Origin of the sequence: Enterococcus sp. DIV1420a (assembly GCF_051712165.1) — a bacterium.
In the GTDB taxonomy this organism is placed as follows: Bacteria; Bacillota; Bacilli; order Lactobacillales; family Enterococcaceae; genus Enterococcus; species Enterococcus faecalis.
Window position 1 is genome coordinate 1 of record NZ_JBIOOI010000007.1, and the last position, 2,353, is coordinate 2,353.

At 31.1% G+C, this 2,353-nt stretch carries 2 protein-coding genes; both read right to left on the reverse strand.

Features of this window, described 5'->3' with window-relative positions; genetic code table 11:
* A partial coding sequence (locus tag IGI80_RS18945) for an IbrB-like domain-containing protein (RefSeq protein WP_438724293.1) occupies window positions 1-452 on the reverse strand: 452 nt, incomplete at its 3' end.
* Window positions 445-1,773 (reverse strand): DUF3440 domain-containing protein, encoded by a 1,329-nt coding sequence (locus IGI80_RS18950; protein ID WP_438724294.1) that lies wholly within the window; start codon window positions 1,771-1,773, stop codon window positions 445-447. The genes IGI80_RS18950 and IGI80_RS18945, both read right to left, overlap by 8 nt.
* Between the last annotated feature and the right edge of the window lie 580 nt (window positions 1,774-2,353).

The following is a 2,353-nucleotide window of genomic DNA, read 5'->3' on the forward strand; positions in this document are numbered from 1 at the left end:
GTTATTTGCTTTAATCGAAGTATTTCGTCTTTATCCATACCTAAGTATTTAGAAATCCAGCTATCAGATCGTCCTAATTCATGTAATTCTTTCACTATATTACTCATTATTTCTACATCATGATTTCCGCGAGCACGATTGTGTCTAATTGTGCTCGCCATTCTATTTTCAATTGGCTGATCGATAACTGAAACAGGAAGAAAACCATTTTCTCTCTCATGTATATCTGAATGTTCTTTCATAATTAAATATCTATGGAAGCCATCTATAATTATATATTTTTCGTTGCTCTTATCAAAGTAGCAAACTATAGGCATCGTATAACCATCTAGCTTGATACTTTGATATAAAAGTTCCATTTCAGGGCTTGCAACATAGTTAGGATTATAATCATTAGGGGTTACTTCCTCTATGGGAACAGCAATAACATTATATACAGGACTTTTATTCATTATTCTTATTCTCCTCTAAAAATTTATACTTTGATTTTATATAATTCAATTTTTCCTGTTGTTGTCTGGTCATGCCAAACCCTAGGAACCGACAAATATGATCATTTTTAATAATACAAAAACACATCCTCTTCCAGCTAGGAATATCCTTCGTTGTTTTAATATCATCTGTGTTATCGGGTATTTTTTGCAAGAATATAATTCTAGAATTTTTGAAAATAGTATAGTTTGAGACGCCATTTCTTTTTATTCTATAGCCTTTCTCTTGTAATTCAGTAATTGTTTCCTCTTCAAGGCCACCACCAACAGTATGCCAGAACTTAATTGATTTATTAAACTTCTCAATGTAATTATTTTTCATTTCTGTAGGAAGTGTTTCTAACAAAAATTGAGTATAGGACTTCCAAGTATGGTTAACAGGGAGGGTAACATTTCTGTACCCCATTGCTTTTGACTTACTATAAATTTGAGCGAAATTGGCTCCTTGCACTCTCCCTAACAGTTTTACCCATATAGCAGGATCAATCACTCGATAAAGATTTAGAGATTCTTTGGCATAATCTTGGAAAGGAGAGGCCACACGCATTTGAGCAAGCGTAAGACCGGCTTTATAATAGAGATCATAAATTCTATTGTACTTATAATTGAAGGTATAATTGGCATACCAAATGTCCTCTGTAGTCCAATCATAGAGTGGGGAGGCTGACCATACGTCTTTGAACTGACGTGTTATCCAACATTTATCTTTAAATCGATGTTTCTTGTTTATAAATCCACTATAACGTTGAAGTGATTCGTCTGCTCTAATTCCCAATAGGCAAATAGTTTTCCCAGGATTATGAGTTTGATGATACCAACGTCCAAATTGTTTGGCAAGATCTTCTTGATGCATCCGATACTTATATAAATAGAAGGGATTGTTTTTTAGAGAAATTACATAGTTAAATTTAGGTAATTCTCTCACCCATATATCTTCTTTTTGATCATCCCACGGATACCAATACATTTCGTAACTACTCAACGAAGTTCGAGTCGCCATTGGAAGACAAACCCAATAGCGTTCTACTCGATTTGTTAATGATTCAAAGGTTTGTTCGATATATTCTGTGGTAACTGTATATTGCGCTTCAAAATCTTGGTGGAAAACACCAATCGTTTTTTCCGGATAGTGCTGATCTCGATAATCCAATAGAAGATTTAATAACAAGCCACTGTCTTTACCACCAGAAAAAGAAATATATATGTTATCAAACTCTTCAAAAATAAACCTTAAACGTTTTTTAAGGGCTTCAAAAACGTTTATATTCAATTTTTTTTTCATGTTTTTAATGATTCCTCTCGATAAATAATTAGGGATTGAGTTTATTCAAGCATTAATAAGTATGCTAACAATGACTTAAGCGTTTCTAACTTTGCATGATAGTAAAAACTAATATAATAGTAATAATTATATAAATCATACACAAGAGAATTGAGTCTCTTTATTTTTTATAAAAAAAACAAAAAAAAGAGTTAAGTGCTTTACTTCAGAAAAAAGCTGATTATAATTGGTGTTTGTTTAATAATAATGTTTATTTGTGAACTAGTTTTCGCGATAAATAAGTCGTTATAAGAGTTGTTGTATTACTTTTCTATTTTTTTGTGCTATCATGTTTTGTAAACTAGGTATAATAGATCAATGAGAAATGGTGAAAATTAACTACTTATGTATTTTGATTTGGGGAAGTATTATTAGAATTTTTAAGTAACAGTAAAGGAGGGAGTACGATTTATACCTTTTTAGAAACTCAAACATTAAAAAAGTTAAATTTAATCGACTGTATATATCAAACTCAAACAATTGATATTAAGGTTTTTGGCAATATTCTAAATTGTAGCAACATAACTGTTCAAAGATATAT

What these genes read in the sequence shown, in the direction of transcription:
- IGI80_RS18950 (WP_438724294.1), bottom strand. Translation starts at nt 1,773, where the DNA reads ATGAAAAAAAAATTGAATATAAACGTTTTTGAAGCCCTTAAAAAACGT.